The 19,788-nt window shown below is 72.9% G+C and carries 16 protein-coding genes; 2 read left to right on the top strand and 14 right to left on the bottom strand.

All coding sequences use genetic code 11. The annotated features are described in order from the left end of the window. Positions 1-26 precede the first annotated feature (26 nt). The 8 genes from H299_RS32620 to H299_RS32610 all read right to left on the bottom strand — a co-directional run bounded on the left by H299_RS32620 (position 27) and on the right by H299_RS32610 (position 9,307). Positions 27-1,574, bottom strand: coding sequence for a sensor histidine kinase (locus H299_RS32620; RefSeq protein ID WP_051262199.1), 1,548 nt, complete (start codon positions 1,572-1,574; stop codon positions 27-29). Positions 1,575-1,584: 10 nt separating this feature from the next. Continuing rightward, positions 1,585-2,475: a type II secretion system F family protein gene (locus H299_RS0107055; RefSeq protein ID WP_027747844.1), complete on the bottom strand. Its 891-nt coding sequence runs from the start codon at positions 2,473-2,475 to the stop codon at positions 1,585-1,587. An 11-nt stretch (positions 2,476-2,486) separates the two neighbouring features. Further along, on the bottom strand, positions 2,487-3,431 hold the full coding sequence (locus H299_RS0107050; protein WP_027747843.1) for a type II secretion system F family protein: 945 nt from the start codon (positions 3,429-3,431) through the stop codon (positions 2,487-2,489). Between the two features lie 75 nt (positions 3,432-3,506). After that, positions 3,507-4,886, bottom strand: a complete 1,380-nt coding sequence (locus tag H299_RS32615) for a TadA family conjugal transfer-associated ATPase (protein ID WP_037758096.1) — start codon at positions 4,884-4,886, stop codon at positions 3,507-3,509. Positions 4,887-4,939: 53 nt separating this feature from the next. Next, positions 4,940-5,341 carry a TadE family protein gene (locus tag H299_RS0107040; protein ID WP_027747842.1) on the bottom strand — a complete coding sequence of 134 codons (402 nt, stop codon included), beginning with the start codon at positions 5,339-5,341 and terminating at the stop codon, positions 4,940-4,942. Positions 5,342-5,343: 2 nt separating this feature from the next. Further along, a complete protein-coding gene (locus H299_RS0107035; protein ID WP_078512527.1) occupies positions 5,344-7,377 on the bottom strand; it encodes a division plane positioning ATPase MipZ in 2,034 nt (677 codons plus the stop codon). Between the two features lie 8 nt (positions 7,378-7,385). Beyond that, complete coding sequence (gene cpaB / locus H299_RS0107030) at positions 7,386-8,108, bottom strand: Flp pilus assembly protein CpaB (RefSeq protein WP_027747840.1); 723 nt, start codon at positions 8,106-8,108, stop codon at positions 7,386-7,388. Continuing rightward, positions 8,105-9,307 carry a hypothetical protein gene (locus H299_RS32610; RefSeq protein ID WP_199782403.1) on the bottom strand — a complete coding sequence of 401 codons (1,203 nt, stop codon included), beginning with the start codon at positions 9,305-9,307 and terminating at the stop codon, positions 8,105-8,107. The genes cpaB and H299_RS32610 overlap by 4 nt, the downstream gene beginning before the upstream one ends. A 511-nt stretch (positions 9,308-9,818) precedes the next feature. Between H299_RS32610 and H299_RS0107020 the strand changes: the two genes are divergently transcribed. Further along, positions 9,819-11,609, top strand: a complete 1,791-nt coding sequence (locus H299_RS0107020) for a glycoside hydrolase family 18 protein (RefSeq protein ID WP_027747839.1) — start codon at positions 9,819-9,821, stop codon at positions 11,607-11,609. Positions 11,610-11,795: 186 nt separating this feature from the next. Here the strand turns inward: H299_RS0107020 and H299_RS0107015 are convergent, their stop codons facing one another. The 6 genes from H299_RS0107015 to H299_RS0106990 all read right to left on the bottom strand — a co-directional run bounded on the left by H299_RS0107015 (position 11,796) and on the right by H299_RS0106990 (position 18,262). Next, a complete protein-coding gene (locus H299_RS0107015) occupies positions 11,796-13,151 on the bottom strand; it encodes an Nramp family divalent metal transporter (protein WP_027747838.1) in 1,356 nt (451 codons plus the stop codon). 147 nt (positions 13,152-13,298) lie between these two features. Continuing rightward, positions 13,299-14,168: a S1 family peptidase gene (locus H299_RS0107010; RefSeq protein WP_027747837.1), complete on the bottom strand. Its 870-nt coding sequence runs from the start codon at positions 14,166-14,168 to the stop codon at positions 13,299-13,301. 99 nt (positions 14,169-14,267) lie between these two features. Then, positions 14,268-15,737, bottom strand: a complete 1,470-nt coding sequence (locus H299_RS0107005; protein ID WP_027747836.1) for a GntT/GntP/DsdX family permease — start codon at positions 15,735-15,737, stop codon at positions 14,268-14,270. A 180-nt stretch (positions 15,738-15,917) separates the two neighbouring features. Continuing rightward, positions 15,918-16,328: a RidA family protein gene (locus H299_RS0107000; protein WP_027747835.1), complete on the bottom strand. Its 411-nt coding sequence runs from the start codon at positions 16,326-16,328 to the stop codon at positions 15,918-15,920. 117 nt (positions 16,329-16,445) lie between these two features. Beyond that, the gene (locus H299_RS0106995) at positions 16,446-17,192 is read right to left on the bottom strand and encodes an IclR family transcriptional regulator (protein ID WP_027747834.1); all 747 of its coding nucleotides are present in this window, start codon (positions 17,190-17,192) and stop codon (positions 16,446-16,448) included. Further along, positions 17,189-18,262 (bottom strand): sugar kinase, encoded by a 1,074-nt coding sequence (locus H299_RS0106990; RefSeq protein WP_486587205.1) that lies wholly within the window; start codon positions 18,260-18,262, stop codon positions 17,189-17,191. Before H299_RS0106990 ends, H299_RS0106995 begins: the two co-directional genes overlap by 4 nt. Before the next feature lie 184 nt (positions 18,263-18,446). Here H299_RS0106990 and H299_RS0106985 point away from each other — a divergent pair, with 184 nt between their 5' ends. Beyond that, entirely contained in the window at positions 18,447-19,754 is a 1,308-nt protein-coding gene (locus H299_RS0106985; RefSeq protein WP_027747832.1) for an alanine racemase, read from the top strand. Positions 19,755-19,788 lie beyond the last annotated feature (34 nt).

Below are 19,788 nucleotides of genomic sequence, written 5' to 3'. Positions count from 1 at the left end.
GGGCGGGTACGGGCAGGGCGGCGGGGTCAGTCGGGCGGCGGATGTGGCAGCCGGGGAGGCGGCAGCGGCGGGGGTGCACCGCTGTACGGGGCATCCCCCGGTGGCGAGCGGGTAATCGCCGTCGGGGGGAGTTCGAGCCGTACCTCGGTACCCACGGCCGTGTCCCCCCGTCCGATGCGGAGGCGGGCGCCGATCTGGGCGGCCCGCTCCGCCATGCCGAGCAGCCCGAAGTGGCCCGCCCTGCTGAGGTCTCCGAGCACGGTGTGCGGAGGCAGGCCACGGCCGTCGTCCTGGACGCTCAGCAGGTAGCCGGTGCCGGTCGGGCCCGCCGAGACGGTGAGGCGGGTGGCGTGGGCGTGCCGGTGGGCGTTCTCCAGGGCCTCGGCGGCGATGGTCAGCGCCTGTCGCGCCGTCTGGCGGGATACGGCGGCGCGCGGCCCGTCGGCGGCGCGCCCTGCCGCGCCCGGTTCGCGCAGGGCGCGCAGCGGCCGGAACTCCGCCGGGAGGCCGGTGCGTTCGCCGAACTCCGCCGCGTACCGGGCGACTTCGGCGGTGAGAGCGGCCAGAGGCACGAGGCCGTGGGGCTGCCCCGGGCCCCCCGGGCCCCCCAGTCCGTCGAGGCCGTCGAGGCCACGCAGGCGGGCCGGAGCCCTCTCAGTCACGTCCCCCACCGGTGCCCCCGCGCCCCGCAGCCCCGTCAGCAGTTCGCGCGACTCGGCCGCCGCCCGCCGCGCCGAGCGCGCGACGAGTTCGGCCTGCCGCCGCAGCGACCCCGCTTCCGCGTCGGTGCCCTCAACGGAGGCGGACGCGGCCAGGCCGTCGGCGGCCAGCGCCAGGCCGTACAGGGTCTTGGCCACCGAGTCGTGCATCTCCCGGGCCAGCCGGGCGCGTTCGGACTCGACGGCCTCGCCGACCGCTATCCGGGCCCGTGCCTGGGTGAGCGCCTCGCTGGCGGTGCCGAAGTGGAACATCAGGTTGCGCAGGGTCACGCCCACCACGCCCACGGCCACGCAGAATCCGGCGAGCAGCAACGTGGTGGCCGGTGAGCCCAGCCGTTCGCTCCACGCGCTGTAGGCGGCGGCGAGGACGAGCAGCTGGAGCCCGGTGAACAGGCCCGCGCCGCGCCAGCCGTACAGCAGGCCCGCGAGCATCGGCGTGCTCACGACCGCGTATCCGACGGGTGAGTTGGGGGTGGCGGTCAGCAGCGGCAGGGCGAGCAGGAGGACGTCCAGGGCCAGCAGCGCGGGGTGCCGCAGCAGCAGGGGGCCGAAGCGCTCCCAGTCCCGCAGCAGGGCGTACGAGACGAGCACGGTGACGAGGATGGCCGTGCCGACCAGCCAGCCCGCCGGGCCGTCGGCGGCGCGGGCGAGGGCGAACGGCGTGCCTAACGCGATCATGGCGAGGCGGAAGCCGATGACCTGGCGGCAGAGCGCCTGGAGGGCGCTGCGCTGGACCTGGATGCTGGGCGCGGGGGCGTCGTCCGCGATCAGCCCGGGGGGCGCGTCGGGCCAGGACGGCGGCGCGGCGGACGGCCCGGCGGGCGATTCGGCGGACGCCCCGCTCCGGAGGCTCATGTGCGGAGCCTCATCCGTCGAGGATCGAGCCGAAGTCCGTGTCCGAGCCCAGTATGAAGGTCGCGACGATCAGGATCAGCGTGCCCGGAAGCAGGAAGGCGATGGTGGCGATGGTGGCCTTGGGCACCGTCTTGGCAGCCTTGCGGCGTGCGTTCTGCGCGTCGGTACGGCGCATGTCGGTGGCGATCTGCACCAGCGTGTCGGCGATCGGCGCGCCCAGTTCCTCGCCCTGCTGGAGCGCGGTGACGAACTGGTCCACCTGGTCGGAGGCGTTGCGCTTGCGCAGCTGGGTGAACGCCTCGCGGCGGCTGACGCCCATGTCCATCTGGCGCAGGGTGATGCGCAGTTCGTCGGCCCACGGGCCCTCGTACCGTTCGGCGACGCGGTCGAGCGCCTGGCGGAAGCTGAGTCCGGCGGAGACGACGACGGCCAGTACGTCGAGGAAGTCGGGCAGGGTCCGTTCGATGACGCGCTTGCGGTCCTTGATGGCCTGGGCGAGGGAGAGGTCGGCGGCGATCCAGCCGAAGGCGAGGGTGAGCCCCGCGAACAGCAGGCTGTCGGCGGCCAGTCCGACCAGTGCCATCAGCGCGCCGAAGATGCCGTAGACGGCGCGGCGTGCGGCGTAGCGGTCCAGGGTGAGGCCGCCCGGGTTGCCCGCCTGGTCGATCTTGCGGCGCTTCTTGTCGATCAGCTTGGGCCCCATGAGCCGCAGGACGGCCGGGGCGAACCGCATGCCGAGCCGGTCGACGGCCTGGTCCCTGGCCGTGGCGCGGCTCGCGCCGACCTCCAGGGCGAGCGCGAGGTCGCGCGGCAGTTCCGCCTCGTGGCGGTAGAGGCGGACGCCGGTGATCAGGCCGAGCGCCGAGACGGCGGCGAGGAGGCCGAGGAGGAGCGGAACCATCGTGTGTCTCCTCAGACTTCGATCTTGCCCAGGCGGCGGATGACGGCGAAGCCGAGGGCGAAGAGGCCCACCGCCAGCAGCATCGCGATCTGCCCGAGCGGGGAGCCGGTGACCTTGTCGAGCGCGCCCGGTGACATGGAGTTCATCATCAGCATCGCGCCGAGGCCCAGTACGGGGATGGTGTACGCGGTGGCGTTGACCTCGGCCAGCATCGTACGGACCTCGCGGCGGGTCTCCTTGCGCTCCTCCAGGGTGGTGGTGAGGTTGCGCAGGGAGCTGACGATCGTGCCGCCCGCCCGGTTGGAGAGGACCAGCGTGGTGACCAGGACGACCAGTTCGCGCGAGGGGAGGCGTTCGGCCAGCTCGTTGAGCGCGTCCTCGATGGAGCGGCCGACGGCCAGCTGGTTGGTGACCACCGTCAGTTCGTCCCCGGCGGGCGCCTCCAGCTCCTCGGCGGCGATGCCCAGAGCGGTGCGCAGGGCGAGGCCCGCCGAAGTGGCGTTGGCCAGGATGCGGGACAGCTCGGGCAGTTGGTTGATGAACGCCTCGATGCGTTTCTGGCGCTGCCAGTTGAGGAAGGCGTTTCCGGCGACCAGGCTGGTGATCGCGGCGATGGGGCCGAAGAAGGGCGCGAGCAGCGAGGCCGCGACGAACCACAGCCCGGCGCACGCGGCGGTGACGTAGACGAAGAACTCGCCGGGGGTCAGGTCCAGTCCGGTCGCCGCCAGCTTCCGCTGGATGCGGCGGCCCAGTCCGGTGCCGCGCAGCCGCCGGTCCACGGCGGCGAAGTTGCGGCGCCGCCCGTCGGGCAGGGCGATCTCACCGGTGGTGCTGGAGAGCCGGTCCAGCAGCTCCTGGCGCTGTGCGCGGCCGGAGGCGAACGTGTGCACGCCCGCGACGGCCAGCACGCCGGCGAGGAGCGTGGCGCCGAGCGTGATCTGGGCGAGTCTGTCCATGAGGGTCGGTCCTCGGTTCGGTGGGCGCGGGGAGGGGCTCAGGGCTGCGGGGCCTTGGCGCTGCGGGGCTCGGGGCTACGGGGCGGTGCGGGCGGTGAACTGCGCGTCCCCTCTCGCCACCCCGAACGCGGGCGGCACCGGCTCACCGGCCATCGCCAGCCGCGCGCCCGTACGCCGGGGCAGCGGCAGGTGGACGAAGGCCCCGTGCACCCGCCCGTCCGAGGACATCGGCCGGGCGTCGAAGCGGCACACCGGCGCCAGTGAGAACGACTCGCGGCCGTGCGAAGCCAGCAGCGAGATCTCCACGATCCGCCGGGAGCCGTCGGCGAGCCGGGCGAGCTGGACGAGGACGTCGACGGCGGAGTTGATCTGGTCCTGGAGCGCGGCGAAGGGCACCTCGACCTCCGACATGGACGCCAGCGTCTGGAGCCGCATCAGCGCGTCCTCCGCGCTGTTGGCGTGCACGGTGGCGAGGGAGCCGTCGTGGCCGGTGGACATGGCCTGGAGCATGTCGAGGGTCTCGCCGCCGCGCACCTCGCCGACGATGATCCGGTCCGGCCGCATCCGCAGCGAGTTGCGTACGAGGTCGCGTACGGTGATCCGCCCCTTGCCCTCGACGTTCGGCGGGCGGGTCTCCAGGCGGATGACGTGACGCTGCTGGAGCTGGAGTTCGGCGGCGTCCTCGACGGTGATGATGCGCTCCCGCTCCGGGATGAGCCCGGAGAGGGCGTTGAGCAGGGTGGTCTTGCCGGAGCCGGTGCCGCCGGAGACGATCAGGTTGAACCGGGCGCGGATGAAGGACGACAGGAGCAGCAGCATCTGGTCGTCCAGGGTGCGCAGCCCGATCAGCTCGTCCAGCTTGTAGGCGCGGGGAAAGCGGCGGATGGTGAGGGTCGCGCCGGTCAGCGAGAGCGGCGGGATGATGACGTTGACGCGCTCGCCGGAGGGGAGGCGGGCGTCCACCATCGGGTTGGACTCGTCCACCCGGCGGTTCACGGTCGAGACGATGCGCTCGATCGTCTGCATCAGCTGCTCGTGCGAGGCGAACCGGACGGGCACCTGCTCCACGCGCCCCGCCCGCTCCACGAACACCTGGTCGGGCCCGTTCACCATGATCTCGGTGATGGAGGGGTCCTCGAGCAGCGGTTCCAGCACGCCGAGGCCGAGCGCCTCGTCCACGACGCGGCGGATCAGCAGCTCGCGGTCGTGCGTCGCCAGCACCGGGCCCTCGCGGCTGATGATGTGCCCGAGCACCCGCTCCAGCCGGGCGCGGCGCTCGGCGGGCGCGAGGGCCGACATCTCGGCGAGGTCGATCTCCTCCAGCAGCTTGGTGCGGTACGCGGGCACCAGGTGGCCGGTGGTGTCGGGGGCGAGGCCCCCGGCGTGGGTGCCGCCGGCGGCCCCGTTGCCTCGGGGGTCACCGTCGGGGGTGGTCATGCGGGAGCGCAGACTCACGGGTCGGTCCCTTCCGGGTCGGGGGCGGGCAGCTGGTCGGGTCGGGGTCGGGGCTAGTCGCTGGGCATGGTGACGGTGCGGGTGGCGGAGCCGAAGCCGCCGATGCCGGGGATGATCGACGGTATCGAGACCGAGGTGGTCACGGTCACCTCCTCGTCGGAACGGGCGCAGCTGAACGAGGAGCGGTTCGCCGTCCAGCCGCTCATCGCCGCCTGCCCGGCACCGGCGCACTGCCCGGCCAGCTCCTCGTGGCTGGCCGTACGGGCCGCCGCGCGGGCGCCCGTACCTGCCTGCTGTACGGCGTAGCCCGCCACGCCGAGCTGGATCGCGCCGAGCGCCACGATCAGCAGCAGCGGCAGCATCCCGGCGAACTCGATGCTGGACGCCCCCCGCTGGAGGTCGCGGCGCAGCGCGCGGCGCCGGAGTGCCTGGCACGTACGCCGTACGGGACGCATGGTCACCCACCTTCCGATTCCAGCGCCGCACCGGCGCTGCCGTGCACCGTGAACGGGAGGTTGGCGGCGCCCGGGAAGAGGACAGGGGTGGCGAGGTCCACGTCCGCCTTCCACACGTGCCCCGAGACGTAGCAGTTGATGCTGGCCTCCGCTCCCCAGGCGGACGGGAGGTGCTCGCGCGCGGCCGACTCGCAGGCGCCGGCCGGGTCGCCGTACGCGGCGGCGGAGGCGGCGGCCCGGGCGCCCTCGTCGGCGGCGTTGCCCGCGAGGGTGAAGGTGTAGCCGATCAGGACGCACTGCCACAGCAGGGCCAGCACCACCGCGACGATCGGCACCATGCCCGCGAACTCGACGGTCAGCGCGCCCCGTTCGTCCCGCAGGTTGCGCCGGGGCGGGTCACCGGGGCCGTCGCGCCCGGCCGGGGCAGGACCTGGGGCAGGCGTGCCGGGGACAGCCGCTAAGGCACCGGTGCTGTCGCGCCCGGGCCCCCGCGCACCGAGGACGGCGGTCTCGCCGCCCCTACCCGCGGCACGCCGCCGCCGTGTGCGGGCCGTACGGGCGAAGGGGGCGGGCAGCGCGGGCAGGTGTACGGACCCCCGGTCGTCCCACTGGCGGTCGCCGCCCGTGGCGGGGCTGCCCGGTGGCAGTGCGGGGGGCCGGGTGCCGCCGCCGACCGCCCCCTTGGCGCCGTTCGGCTGCCGGCCCGAGCCGGAGGGCTTGGCCTGCCGGGCGGTCCTGCCCGGCTTCGACGGCTTGGACGCCTTCGCGGACTTGCCCGTCCGGGAGTGCTTGGACCCCTTCCCCTGCCTGCCCCCCTTGGGCGCCTCCAGCGGTGCGGCGGCGCCGAGTTCGGCCGCGAGCGACCACAGGGCCTGCTTGACCGTGCTGCGGTGGTCGAGGTCGTGGATGCGGCCGGCGTCCAGCGCGGTGTGGAGTTCCTTGAAGTTGGCCGGGACGGTGGCCTGCGCCACCGGTGTGCCGACGATGCGGGAGATCAGCGCGGGCTGTATCTCGGTGTGCCGCGAGGCCCGGTTGACCGTGGTGACGGTCTCCTCCGCCTTGCGGATCTGGAGCCGCTCCCAGAGCCGGACCATGCGTTTGGCCGCGCGTACGGAGAGCACGTCCGGGGTGGTCAGGAGGACGGCGCGGTCGGCCAGTTCGACGGCGGCGGCGTTCGCGGCGTGCATCTGGGTGCCGCAGTCGATGACGACGACCTCGTAGCGCGCGCGCATGGCGGCGACGATCTGGCGGGCCGCCCGGTCGTCGACCTCCTCGCCGCGCTCGCCCTCGCCGGGGGCGAGCAGCAGCGCGAGCCCCGTCTCATGGGTGTAGACGGCGTCCTCCAGGACGCGCGGCGTCAGGTCACTGATCCCGGCGAGGTCCACGGCCGACCGGCGGAACTGGACGTCCAGGAAGGCGGCGACGTCACCGGACTGGAGGTTCATGTCGATCAGCGCCGCGTGCCGCCCGGAGGCGCGGGCGGCCAGCGCCACCTGGACGGCGGTCAGGGTGCAGCCGACCCCGCCCTTGGCCCCGGTGACCGCCAGCACCATGCCGCCGGGGGTCCCGGGCCCGCCGGGGGCCTCCGGTACGGCGCCGAGGTGGCGCCGTACGCCCGCCGCCCAGCTGGCCGCGGCGCCGATCCGGGCGGCGAGTTCGTCGTACCCCAGCGGAAGGCCGACGACGCCGCGGGCGCCCGCGTCCATGGCGGCGGAGTAGAGCGCGGGCGAGGTGTCGCGGGTGACGAGGATGACGCCCACCGCCGGGAAGCGGAGCGCGACGTCCCGGATCAGTTCGAGCGCGGGCACCGGCCCGATCAGCTCGTGGACCAGGACCGCCTCGGGCAGGTCGGCGACGGAGCCCGCGGCGGCATGCGCGAGGGTGTCGAGCAGCTGCGTCGAGTCCGCCGCGGGCGGCAGCGGCTCGCACTCCGGCAGCTGGCCGAGCAGCGTGACCAGTGCGCGGGCCGCGTCCTGGTCGCTGACGGCGGGCAGGACGCGGGTGATTCCGGGCTGCGGGGGCGGTAGGGGCTGCATCGGGTGCCTCACTTGTCCCGGGCGAGGGTGTAGGTGCGCTCGTCCTCCGGTACCGCCTCGCTGCCGGGGGCGACGAGCGCGAGCCGTACGTGCTCGGCGAAGGACTCGGCGTACGCGACGCGCTGGGCGTCGGCGGTGGAGAGGGCGAAGGTGATGGGCACGCCCTCGCGTTCGCGCTCGCGGGTGCGCGCGTCGTCGTCGCCGCCCTCCTTGAACGGGGTCAGCTCGCCGACGTCGATGACCTTCGCGTTGTTGACGATCAGCTTGGACTGCGAGGGCTCGGCCTTCTCGCCCGAACGGTCGCCCTCGAAGGTGGCGTAGATGTTGACCTTGTTGCCCGGGTTGATCTTTCCCGCGACACCCGTGGCCGAGTCGATCATGATGGCGATCTCCTGCTGGCCCGGCTCCAGGGCGGGGCGCTCGGCCATCATGTCGCGTTGCAGCAGCGAGCCCTTGCGCAGCGGGTTGACCGCGATCTTGCCGCGCAGCGCGCCGAGGTCGGTGACGGCCGTGTCGGGGAGCCAGCGCTCGGGCATGGAGACCTTCTTGAACTGCCCGGCGTCCAGCGGCTCGTAGGCCGGTATGTCGCCCTTCAGCTCGTACGCCGTCGTCTCGGGGCCGACCTTGGACTCCACGTCCCGGACCACCACGACGACGCCCGTGAGGGCCCCCAGGGCGCACAGGGCGGAGATCACGATCAGGATGACGCCGCGGCGCTGGCGTGAGTTCATGGACAAGAGTCCCCTTGGTGGACGGCGACTGCGGTGCTCGGCGGGTGCTGCGGGTACGTCGGGTGCTGCGGCTGGTGGACGGGCGGGGGCTGCTGCTGCGGCAGCGGCTGAGACCGTACGGCCCGGGGCGGGGCCGCGGCGGACGGGGGCGCGGACGGCGGCTGCGACTCGGCGGACGGGACGGGCGGCTCGGCGGACGGGACGGGCGGCTCGGCGGACGGCCGCGGCATCGACGCCGGTACGGGCGCGACCGGGGGCGCCGCCATCGGCGCGGCCCGCTGCCCGGACCGGCGCGACGCGCCGCGCGCAGGCCCGGCCCGCCCGGCGCGCGGTCCCGGCACACCGGCCGGCACGGAGGCGGAGCAGAACGCGCAGCGGTCGCCGATGAGTTCGAGCCCGCACCAGTGGCACTCGTCCCGCCGCACCGACGCGACCAGCTGGTAGAGGACGGACAGGTCGGGGATCGCGGCGGCGAACTCCGTCAGCTTGGCCGTGCCCCACCAGCGGGCCGAGTCCTCCGGAAGGTACGCCTCCTGCACCTCGGAGGCCCCCCACTGCGGGGCGAGGGTCTGGGTGACCCAGTCGGCGCCGACGGCGCCCGGGGCGACGGTGAGGCGGGTGCCGTACTCGGGCGCGGGCAGCCCCCCGCCGCTCGTACCGCCACCGCCACCGCCACCGCCGGCGCCACCGCTGCCGAGCCGGATCAGCCGGGGCACTGGGGCGGCCAGCACCGCGAACTGCGCGCCCGGCATCCAGGACTTGGCGTGCGCGGTGAGCGAGACCGGCACCCGGTCCAGCTTGGTGACCGAGTTGAGCACCGCCCCCGCGTGGATGTAGTGCGCCAGCAGCCGGGCCGCCGCCGCCAGGACGCCGGGGCTGAAGTCGCACAGGGAGAGCTGCCGAAGCTGTCGCACCAGCACGCCCGTGGCCAGCGGCGGCAGACCGGTGGGCAGCAGCGCGATGCGGTCGCTCTCCAGCAGGGCGCGCAGCGTGTGCAGCCGGTGCAGGAAGGGGGTCGGGAGCGGCTCGGGGTAGAGCGCGACGAGGTGGCCGTGCTGCTCCAGCAGAGTCTGGACCTCGTCGAGCGCGGCGTCCAGGGGCTGTTCGCCGGGGGGCTTGAGGAGGTGCGCGCGGGGCGTGTGGCGGTCGGGGGGCGACAGCATGTGCCCATGGCTGGTGACCGCTAGGGCGGTAGTCACGTCCCGCTCCCCCCGTCCTCAACGGTGTGTGGACACAGCCTTCGCCGGCGCCGGAGCCCGCGGGCTCCGCACCCCGCCCGACTGCTCCGCATCCGCTTCAACTGCTGTGTCCCAGTGTGCTGGTGGTCGGCCGCCGCGTCCCGGATTCCGCTGGTCCGGGGAACTGACTGCGACATAACACCTTATCGGCGCGGCTCCTGACAGAGAACCAGTTCCCACACAGCGGCTCCGGACACCACCCGCGCCGGATCTGCCGCCCGCGCCTGTGCCCTACCCCGCTGCCACCTGCGGTCAAGCACGGGCAGGAGGCGGGAGTCGGACGAGAACGCGCGCGAAGTCTTGACACAGCTATTGGTCTGGACCAGTCTTCCGGCTCAGTACCACGGTGGCCACCGTGTCGGAAACACCCGCAAGAACCGCATGCGCCCTCAACACCGCATACCCCGCACCGCACCGCACCGCACACCGCAGAGCGTTTCCTCCCCCAACCCCCCGACGCCGGAGGCAGCCAGTGGAACGCAGCACACGTACGAGACGGAAACGGACGACCGGCCCCACGAGAGGCCGCGCCCACGGCGCCCGGCTCGGCGGGGTGGTGCTGGCCACGGTGGCCGCGCTGCTCACCGCCGGGCTCAGCAGCGCCTCGGCCGGCGCCGCCGAGAGCGGCGACCGGGCCGCCGCCAGGAGCGGCACCAGTGCCACCGCCCAGACCAGCGCCGCGGCGGCGAACCTCGTGAAGAACCCCGGCTTCGAGGCCGGGCTCAGCAGCTGGACCTGTTCGGGCGGCAACGGCACCGCGGACACCACCACCGTGCACAGCGGCACGAGCGCGCTGAAGTCGGCCCCCGCCGGGCAGGACAACGGCCGGTGCGCCCAGGTGGTCTCCGTACTGCCCAACTCCGACTACGAGCTGTCGTCCTGGGTGAAGGGCAGCTACGTCTACCTGGGCGCCAGCGGCACCGGCACCACGGACGCCACGGCGTGGACCGGCTCCGCCCCCGACTGGAAGCAGCTCAAGACCACCTTCTCCACCGGCCCCAACACCACCTCCGTGACGGTCTACACGCACGGCTGGTACGGCCAGCCCGCCTACTTCGCGGACGACGTGAACCTGGCCGGACCGGGCAGCGGCCCGGGCGAGCCCCAGATCCCGGCCAAGCCTGCGGGCCTGGCGGTCGGCACGGTCACCGCCAACTCCGTCGAGCTGTCCTGGACGGCGGTCGCCGACGCGGAGGCGTACAACGTCTACCAGAACGGCCAGAAGGTGCAGTCCGCTCCGGGCGCGAGCGCGCGCCTGACCGGGCTCACCCCCTCCACCTCGTACGACTACCAGGTGACTGCCGTCAACGGCGCCGGTGAGTCGCCGAAGTCGGCGACCGTGAACGCGCGTACCTCGGCGGACAACGGCGGCGGCGGCAACAAGGTGCCCAAGCACGCGGTCACCGGCTACGTGCAGAACTTCAACAACGGCGCCAAGACGCAGCGGATCAGCGAAGTGCAGAACGCCTACGACATCATCGCCGTGGCGTTCGCGGACTCGACGGCCAGCCCCGGCGAGATCGTCTTCAACCTGGACCCGGCGCTCGCTCCCTCGGAGGCCGATTTCAAGGCGGACATCGCCGCGAAGCAGGCGGCGGGCAAGTCGGTGATCATCTCGGTCGGCGGTGAGCTGGGCAACGTCTCGGTGGCCGACGACGCCTCCGCGACGCGGTTCGCCAACAGCACCTACGCGCTGATGCAGAAGTACGGGTTCGACGGCGTCGACATCGACCTCGAGCACGGCATCAACTCCGTTTACATGAGCAAGGCACTGCGGCAGCTGTCGGCCAAGGCCGGGTCCGACCTGGTGATCACCATGGCGCCGCAGACGCTGGACATGCAGTCCACGGGCACCCAGTACTTCCAGCTCGCGCTGAACATCAAGGACATCCTGACCGTCGTCAACACGCAGTACTACAACAGTGGTGCGATGCTCGGCTGCGACCAGAAGGTCTACAGCCAGGGCACGGTCGACTTCCTGACCGGCCTGGCCTGCATCCAGCTCCAGGGCGGCCTGGACGCCTCCCAGGTGGGCCTGGGCACCCCGGCCTCACCGCGCGGCGCCGGCGGCGGCTACGTCAGCCCGTCGGTCGTCAACGCGGCGCTCGACTGCCTGGCCAAGGGTACGAACTGCGGGCAGTTCACCCCCGCGAAGACCTACCCGGCACTGCGCGGCGCGATGACCTGGTCGACGAACTGGGACGCGCTGAACGGCAACGCCTGGTCCAACGCGGTCGGACCGCACGTGCACGGCCTGCCGTAACCGCACACCGATCCGGGTGACGGGCTCCGGCCCCCGCCCGGCACGAGCCGGTGCCCACGGGCCGGACGGGCTGCACCCCCGTCCGGCCGGTGGCACCCGCCGGGCCCGTCCCAGGTCCGGCGCCCCGGCCCCGCCTCCTGCTGGACGCCTCCTGCTGGACGGGGCCGGGGCTCAGCTCTGTCCGCGTCACCACGGCAGGTCGCGCACCTGCTCGACGCACAGCACCAGGAACAGCACCCCCGAGGCCGCCAGCACCGAGTTGCTCAGCAGGCCGCTGCGCCAAGGACCGGGTGTGCGGGAGGTGTTGAGCAGCCACAGCAGGGTGACGGCGAGGAAGGGCATGAAGAACGCGCCGAGCACCCCGTAGGCGATGACCAGCCCGAACGGCTGGTCGAGCCAGAGCAGCGCCATCGGCGGGAAGGTCAGCCACAGGACGTAGCCCCGGAAGGGCAGCGAACGCTCCTGGCCGCCGCGCGCGACGGCGCGCACCCCCTCGCCGCCCGCAGCCGCGCGCCCGCTCCGGATGCGGGCCACGAAGTCCGCGAAGAGCAGGCTCACGCCGTGCCACACGCCGACCAGCGAGGAGAACGAGGCGGCGAAGAAGCCGACGAGGAAGAGCTTGGCGGTGAAGCCGCCGAAGCGGTCCTCCAGGACGTCTCCGAGGTCGAGCAGCCCCCGGTCCCCCTCGGTGAGCGAGATGCGGCTCGCGTGCAGCAGCTCCGCGCCCACGATCAGCATCGCCACCACGAAGATCCCGGTCGTCACGTACGCGACCCGGTTGTCGAAGCGCATCATGCGCATCCAGCCGGGGCCCGTCCACCCCTTGGCGTTGATCCAGTAGCCGTACGCGGCCATGGTGATCGTGCCACCGACGCCGCCGACCAGGCCGAGGGTGTAGATGAGCGAGCCGTCCGGGAGGACCGGGAGCAGTCCGGCGAAGGAGTCGCCGAGCTGGGGCGAGACCCGGATCGCGACGAAGACGACGACCACGAACATCACGCCGACGAAGGCCATCATGACCTTCTCGACGACCGCGTACCGGTTGAACCACACGAAGGCCAGCCCGAGCAGCCCGGTGGCGATCGCCCAGTACTTGAGGTCGGGGCCGCCGGGGAAGAGGGCCTGGAGGGGCAGCGCGCTGGAGGTCATGGCGGCGGCGCCGTAGACGAACCCCCAGACGGTGACGTACACGGCGAAGTAGCCGGTGGTCCAGGAGCCGAGGCTGCGCCAGCCGTCCAGCAGGGTGCGGCCGGTGGCCAGGTGCCAGCGGCCCACCGCCTCGGCCAGCGCGATCTTGACGACGCAGCCCAGCACGGCCGCCCACAGCAGCGTGTAGCCGAACTTGCTGCCCGCCAGCAGGGTGGAGACGAGGTCGCCCGCGCCCACGCCGGTCGCCGCGACGACCATGCCCGGTCCCAGGTGGCGCCAGCTCGGCTTCGGGCCGGTCCCCGCCTGCCCGGTGTCCGCCGAGCCGGTGTCCGCCTGCCCGGAGGCGCCGCCTTCGGCGCCCGCAGGGGTGCTGTGCTCGGGCTCTGCCGCCATGTCCGGCCTCCGCGCTCGTCGCCACAGGATGCCCGGCGTATGAAACAGGCGGGCGGCGGCGTGCACAAGGGGGCCTGCGGAGACGGGGCGTGCCCGGACCCCGTGGTCCGGGTACGCCCCGCCCCGCTCAGGAAGCGCCGACCACCGTCACGGCTTGGGCAGTTGACACCCGGGCAGGTTCAGGTCGACCTTGTTGCCGGTGCCTATGCAGTCCGTGAGGAGATACGTCTGCTGGGCGTACCCGATGCCCGGATGGACGGTGACGTTGCCGCTCTCGTCCACCTCGCAGGGGTTGTTGAGGGTGCAGCGCTGGCCGCTCTCGTTCATGGTGTTGTTCACCCCGACGACCTGGCCGGTGGCGTCGTCCACCAGCGGCGACCCGGAGGTGCCGCCGATGATGCGGCACGGGGAGGTGTAGCGGATGGAGTCCTCCATGGTCCATCCGGCCTCCTTCAGCTGGTGCGCGAAGCCGTCGATCTGGCAGCTGTAGGTCCGCTTCCAGTAGCCGGAGACGACGGTGACGTCGGTGCCCGCCGTGGGGTGCTCGGGCGCGATGTCGAGCGGCTGGATGCCGTACTGGGACTCGATCTCCTGGTAGGTGGTGTTCAGTTCGTACACGGACATGTCCGTCTTGGTCATCGTCCCGTACGCCACCTTGGTGGCCCGCAGGGTGCCGAGGTCGTTCGCCTGGGCGCCGAGCAGGGTGAAGGTGCGGCTGGAGGGCTGGTCGGTGATGACCGTGCCCGGCCCGGGCATGCCGCTCTCCAGGCAGTGTCCGTTGGAGAGCACCAGGGCGGGATCGGTGGGCTCGGACTGGGGTACGCGGACGACGGAGCCCGAACAGTTACTCAGTGCCACCGTCCCCGCGAAGTCCGGGGCCGCCTGCGACTGCTGCGCGGTGTCCGCGCCTTTCCCCGCCTGGGGGCTTGTGGCCGCGGCGGGGGTCGCGGCGATGCCCGTGAGGGCGGCGGCTCCGAAGAGCGCCGCCGACAGGGCACCGACGAGAGGTCTTTTCATGGGGGGAGTTCCTCTCTGAACCGAAGGTCCTTTCGGTTTGACGCACCGCATTGTTCGGTTCGGAGAGCGGCCTGGCAAGAGGGCGTGGCGGGCCTGCGGCTACACGGCCAGGCTGACCAGCGCGGCGACCGCGAAGCCCGCGACGGAGAGCACCGATTCCAGCACCGTCCACGACTTGAGGGTGTCGCGCTCGGAGATCCCGAAGTACTTGGCCACGATCCAGAAGCCGCCGTCGTTGACGTGCGAGGCGAAGATCGAGCCCGCCGAGATCGCCATGATGACCAGCGCGGTGGACGCCTGCGAGTAGTCGCCCTCCAGGAGCAGCGGGGCGACGATGCCCGCCGTCGTCACGATCGCGACGGTGGCCGAACCCTGCGCGACCCGCAGGACCAGCGAGATCAGGTAGGCGAGCACGATGACCGGCAGGCCCATGTCGTTGAACGTGTCGGCCAGCGCCTCCGCGATGCCGCTGCCCTTGAGGACGGCGCCGAACACGCCGCCCGCGCCGACCACGAGCAGGATGTTGCCGACGGGCTTGAGGGAGGCGGTGCAGACCGTCTCCAGCGAGTTGCGGGACCAGCCGCGCCGGATGCCCAGCACGTAGAAGGCCACGAACAAGGTGATCGTCAGCGCGACGAAGGGGTGGCCCAGGAACTCCACCACCGAGCGGAAGGTGGAGGGGTCCAGTGCGATGGAGGAGAAGGTCGCGGCGAGGATCAGCACCAGCGGCGTACCGATGATGGCGAGGACGGTGCCCACCGCCACCGGCTCCTCGGTCGGCTTGACGCCCGAGGCGCGCTGCTCGTCGGCGATGGCCTTCTTGGACTCCTCGACCGCCTCGACCATGTCCTGCGGCACCGCGACGAAGATGCGCTCGCCGATCCACGCCGAGTACGCCCACGCGGCCAGCACGGCGGGGATGCCGCAGACCACGCCCATCAGGATGACCCAGCCCAGGTCCACGTCCAGCAGTCCGGCGGCGGCCACCGGGCCGGGGTGCGGCGGCAGGAAGGCGTGCGTCATCGACAGGCCCGCCAGCAGCGGCATGGCGTAGAGGAGGACGGACTTGCCGGAGCGCTTGGCCGCCGCGTACACGATCGGCGCCAGCACGAAGATGCCGACGTCGAAGAAGACGGGGATGCCGAAGATGAGTCCGGTCAGACCCATCGCCAGCGGTGCGCGCTTCTCGCCGAACATGCCCAGCAGCCGGACGGAGAGGGCCTCGGCGCCGCCGGAGACCTCCAGGATCGCGCCGAGCATGGTGCCCAGTCCGATGATGATCGCGACATGGCCCAGGATGCCGCCCATCCCGGACTCGATGAGCGAGACGGCCTCGGACTTCTGGACGGTGCCGAAGAGTTCGGTGACCGAGAGGCCCGCGCCGAGGCCGACGGCTATGGAGACCGCGAGCAGCGCGACGAAGGGCTGAAGGCGGACCTTGATGATGAGGTAGAGGAGCAGCGCGATACCGAGCGCGGCGACGGTCAGCAGGCCGCCGGTGCCGTCGATCAGCATCAGCAGGCCACCGGTGTGGGGTTGTTCGTCGGGGGGCGTGGCGGCTGTCAGCATGCGAAAAACTCCGTTGTTTCCGTGCGTTGCCGTGTGGGTCGGGGGGTGCGCCGGAGGTGCGTGGAGGTGCGTGCGGGAGGGGGGCGTGCCGGGAGTGTGCGGGCAGCACGGAGCACGGCACGGCGCCCCGGGGCGAGGCGGGCGTCGTGCCGGGCGGGTGCGGCGGAGGTCGGGCCGGGGTCAGCCGAGGACGGCGAGCGCGTCGATCTCGATGAGCAGGCCGGCGGGCAGTCCGACGTAGACCGTCGTGCGCGCCGCCGGGGGCGCCTGGAGCCCCTGCTCCTCGAAGTAGGCGTTGTAGATCTCGTTCATCTCGGCGAAGTGCGCGGTGTCGGTGAGGTAGACGCGCAGCATCAGCACGTCGTCCCAGCTCGCGCCGCCCTCCTGGAGGATCGCCGCGACGTTGGCGAAGGTCTGGAGGGTCTGCTCGCGCAGGGTCGGCCCGGCGACGGTGGGCGCCTGGCCCTCGACGGCAGGCAGGAAGCCGACCTGTCCGGCGACCTGGAGGACGTTGCCCTTGCGGACGCCGTGCGAGAACTTCGCGGGGGGCGTGGTGTGGGTGCTCGGGGTGAGGGCGGTCTTCTCGGTCATCTCGTGGTCCCTGGTCTCTCTCGTGCGGGTGCGGGTGCGGATCGGTCGGTCAGGTCGGTCAGGTCGGGTCGGGGCGGTCAGATCGGGGGCGGGTGCCGCGCCGCGGGGCGGCCCGGGTCACTTGGGCTTTCCGGCGTACTCGGCGCTGATGGCCTCGGCCGTACGGCGCACGAGCGGCAGCAGGGTGAGGAGTTCGTCGGCGGTGACCACCACGTTGGGCGCGGACACCGACATCGCGGCGATGACCCGTCCGTTGGCGCCCCGGATGGGCGCGCCGATGCAGTTGATGGACTCCTCGTGTCCACCGAGGTCGGTGGCCCAGCCCTGCTCGCGCACCTTCGCCAGCTCGACGAGGAACGCCGCGGCGTTCGGGGTCGAGCGCGCGGTGTACATGGGGAAGTCGAGGCCCTCGGCGACCGCGCGCCGCTGCGCCTCCGGGAGGTCGGCCAGCAGCAGCTTGGCGACGGCGGCGACGGTGATCGCGACGGGCTTGCCGATGCGGGAGTACATCCGCACCGGGTAGCGGCTCTCGACCTTGTCGATGTAGAGGACCTCGTTCTCCTCGTACACGGCGAGGTGCACGGTGTGGCCGGTCTTCTCGTTGATCCGGACCAGATACGGGTGGGCGATCTCCCGGATGTCGAGGTTCTCGATCGCCTCCTGTGCGAGCGCGAAGAGGCGGGCCCCCAGCCGGTAGCGCTGGTCCTGCTGCCGGTAGACGATGCCGTGCTCGTGGAGCGTACGCAGCAGGCGCAGCGCTGTGGACTTGTGGACGCCGAGCCGCTGGGAGACCTGCTCCAGGTTGGCGGGTCCCTCCGCCAGGAGGGGCAGGATGTTCAGTGCTCGATCGACGGTCTGACTCATGGGGCGGTTGCCTTCTCTGTGGTCCAGCCGGGGCCGAGTCGCAGTGTGCCCCACTCCTCGGACCCGAGAGCGGCAAGGCGGTCCGCGTGCGCGCGGGCGGGAGGTTCCGCCAGGTCACCGGGTGCGGTGAGGGCCGCCGCGGCCAGCAGGTGGCCGTGCCGCAGGCGCTGGCGCAGCGGCAGTGCGCGCAGGCTCGCCGAGAGGAACCCGGCGGCGAAGGCGTCTCCGGCTCCGACGTGCGCCACCACCTCGACCCGCAGGCCGGGCGCGTACGCGGCCTCGTCCGCGGCACCGTCCGCCCCCCGTACGAAGGCGCACGCCCCGGCGGCGCCCTGCTTGACCACCAGGGTGTCCGGTTCCGGGAGCGCGGCCCGGATCGCTTCCGGGCCGCCGGTGACGCCCCAGGCGGCCTCCGCCTCGTCCTCGCCGACGAAGACCAGGTCGCAGCCGCGTGCGAGGTCGAGGAGTACGGCGGGGTCGGCCGGCTCGCGCCACAGTGCGACCCGGTAGTTGACGTCGAAGGAGACCAGCGGACGGGTGCGTTCGGGGTGCCGCGCGGTGAGCGTGCGCACCAGGCCGAGGCAGTCGTCGGAGAGTGCGGGGGTGATGCCGGTGAGGTGCAGGACGCGCCCGGCGAGCACGGCGTCCAGGTCGACGCTGTCGGCGGACATCGCGGAGGCGGCCGAACCGGCCCGGTAGTAGGCCACCTCGGCCACGGATCTGGACGCCTCGGCGGACGCCCCCTCGGCGGACCCTCCCCCGGCGCCGCCGTCCCCGCCGCCGTCGCCGTCGCCCGGCGAAGTCGTCGCCCGTTCCCCGTCGGTGCGGAAGTACACCCCTGTCGGCCGGTGCGGGTCCTGCCGCACAGCCGAGGTGTCCACCCCGGCCGCGGCGATCGTACGGACCAGGTGGTCGCCGAAGCCGTCCGCCCCGACCCGGCTGACCCACCGCGTGGGGTGCCCGGCGCGCGCGAGGGTGCAGGCGACATTGGACTCGGCGCCGCCGATGGCCCGTTCGAAGGACGGCACGTCGGCGAGGCGCCCCGGTCGGGAGGGGAGGAACGTGACCATGGACTCGCCCAGGCAGACGACGTCGATGTGCGGGGTACTGGTCACGATCTGAGTCGCTCCTCAACCTGGGGGTGTACCGGCGAGCTTTCCATTGACCGGGCGTTCGCCGGGATGCTAGACAGCAGTAAGCGTTATGCGCAATGACTGTTGCACCATGCGCAACAAGAACTTTTCTGGAGCCGCCATGCCGCCCACCGCAGACCTCGCCCCGGCCGGGCTCGCCGCCCTCGCGGCCCTCGCCGACGAAGTGGTCGACCACCGCTTCAAGGGCCTGCCCCCGGACGCCGCCGGACGTACGGTCGGCGCGCTGGCGGCCGAGCGCCGCGACCTGTTCACCGGCGGCTTCACCACCCCCGTGCTGGCGCTCTCCGCCGACGCGCTGGAGCACAACCTCCGCCTGCTGGAGACCTACACCGAGCGGCACGGGCTCCGCTTCGCCCCGCACGGCAAGACCTCCATGGCCCCGCAGCTCTTCGCCCGCCAGCTGGCACACGGCGCCTGGGGCGTCACCGTGGCCGTACCGCACCAGGCGCGCGTGTGCCGGGCGTTCGGGGTGCGGCGGATCTTCCTCGCCAACGAACTGGTCGACGCCGCCGCGCTGCGCTGGCTCGCCGCCGAACTCTCCGCCGACGAGGACTTCACCTTCCTGTGCTACGTCGACTCGGTGCCCGGCGTCCAGCTGATGGACGAGGTGCTGCGCGCGGCGGGCGCGTCCCGCCGGGTGGATGTGGTCGTCGAACTGGCGGCGGGCGAGGGCGCGCGCACCGGGGCCCGTACGGAGGCGGACTGCGCGGCGGTCGCCGACGCGGTGGCGGCCACCGGCACGCTGCGGCTGGTCGGCGTCGCGGGCTACGAGGGCGAGGTGCCGGACGCCGACAGCGAGCGGGTCGCCGCCTGGCTGCACCGGCTCGCCGCGCTGACCGCCGCCTTCGACGCGGCGGGCCGCTTCGGCGCGGACGTCGCGGAGATCGTGCTGAGCGCGGGCGGCAGCGCCTGGTTCGACGTGGTCGCGGAGGTCTTCGCCCAGGTGCCCGAGCTGTCCCGGCCGGTGCTGAAGCTGCTGCGCTCGGGCGCGTACGTCTCGCACGACGACGGGCACTACAAGAAGCTCACCCCCTTCAACCGGGTGCCCCAGGAGGGCGCGCTGCGGCCCGCGTTCACGCTGTGGGCCCAGGTCGTCTCCCGCCCCGATCCGGCCCAGGCGTTCCTGAACGCGGGCAAGCGGGACGCCGCGTACGACCTGCACCTGCCGCAGGCGCAGCGCGTGCGTCCCGCCCGCGGCGGCGCCGAGCGGGACGCGGCGGGCATCACCCTGACCGCCCTCTCCGACCAGCACTCCTGGGTGCGCACCGAGCCCGGCGCCCAGCTGGAGGTCGGCGACTGGGTGGGGCTGGGCATGTCGCACCCGTGCACGATCTTCGACAAGTGGCAGCTGATCCCGCTGGCGGAGGCGGACGGCACGGTCACCGACTACGTCCGCACGTTCTTCTGAGCCACGGCACCGGCCCGTCCCGGCAGCCCGCACC

It is taken from the genome of Streptomyces sp. CNH287, assembly GCF_000424825.1.
Note: the sequence above shows the minus strand (reverse complement) of the source record. Positions and strands in the feature narration are given on the sequence as shown.

Coding starts and splice junctions, on each gene's coding strand:
- H299_RS32620 (WP_051262199.1), bottom strand. CDS start 1,574: ATGAGCCTCCGGAGCGGGGCGTCCGCCGAATCGCCCGCCGGGCCGTCC.
- H299_RS0107055 (WP_027747844.1), bottom strand. CDS start 2,475: ATGGTTCCGCTCCTCCTCGGCCTCCTCGCCGCCGTCTCGGCGCTCGGC.
- H299_RS0107050 (WP_027747843.1), bottom strand. CDS start 3,431: ATGGACAGACTCGCCCAGATCACGCTCGGCGCCACGCTCCTCGCCGGC.
- H299_RS0107040 (WP_027747842.1), bottom strand. CDS start 5,341: ATGCGTCCCGTACGGCGTACGTGCCAGGCACTCCGGCGCCGCGCGCTG.
- H299_RS0107035 (WP_078512527.1), bottom strand. CDS start 7,377: ATGCAGCCCCTACCGCCCCCGCAGCCCGGAATCACCCGCGTCCTGCCC.
- cpaB (WP_027747840.1), bottom strand. CDS start 8,108: ATGAACTCACGCCAGCGCCGCGGCGTCATCCTGATCGTGATCTCCGCC.
- H299_RS0107015 (WP_027747838.1), bottom strand. CDS start 13,151: ATGGCGGCAGAGCCCGAGCACAGCACCCCTGCGGGCGCCGAAGGCGGC.
- H299_RS0107010 (WP_027747837.1), bottom strand. CDS start 14,168: ATGAAAAGACCTCTCGTCGGTGCCCTGTCGGCGGCGCTCTTCGGAGCC.
- H299_RS0107005 (WP_027747836.1), bottom strand. CDS start 15,737: ATGCTGACAGCCGCCACGCCCCCCGACGAACAACCCCACACCGGTGGC.
- H299_RS0107000 (WP_027747835.1), bottom strand. CDS start 16,328: ATGACCGAGAAGACCGCCCTCACCCCGAGCACCCACACCACGCCCCCC.
- H299_RS0106995 (WP_027747834.1), bottom strand. CDS start 17,192: ATGAGTCAGACCGTCGATCGAGCACTGAACATCCTGCCCCTCCTGGCG.
- H299_RS0106990 (WP_486587205.1), bottom strand. CDS start 18,262: ATGGTCACGTTCCTCCCCTCCCGACCGGGGCGCCTCGCCGACGTGCCG.
- H299_RS0106985 (WP_027747832.1), top strand. CDS start 18,447: ATGCCGCCCACCGCAGACCTCGCCCCGGCCGGGCTCGCCGCCCTCGCG.